Raw genomic sequence first — 311 nt, 5'->3', positions numbered from 1 at the left:
AAATTTCTGGGATTAGATGGGATGAAATACACCGTGGCAGGGAAAGGCGGACTGATCCGTGAAGTTGTGCTGCCGTACCATCTTGCAGAGATGCTGGAGTTACGGCGGCATCCGGAACCAAAACAGGTCATGGACAGAGGTGTGTTCTACAAGAGTTACTATGACATCGGAGGCGGCCACAGCTGGAGCAGCGCATGGACCCGATGCGCAAAGAGTCAACTGGGCTGGTCGGAAGGAGCTCACGGGCTCAGACATACCTATGCCCAGACCAGAATGGTCACACTCCAGACAAAGCACCGGTTGAGCAGAGA

General features: G+C 54.3%; 1 pseudogene. It reads left to right on the top strand.

Annotated elements, in window-relative coordinates:
• Positions 1-21: 21 nt before the first annotated feature.
• Positions 22-311: pseudogene (locus OGY72_RS00795) on the top strand (site-specific integrase); the annotation flags it as partial.

The organism is Citrobacter sp. Cpo221 (assembly GCF_030332345.1).
Classification (GTDB): Bacteria; Pseudomonadota; Gammaproteobacteria; order Enterobacterales; family Enterobacteriaceae; genus Citrobacter; species Citrobacter portucalensis.
Note: the sequence above shows the minus strand (reverse complement) of the source record. Positions and strands in the feature narration are given on the sequence as shown.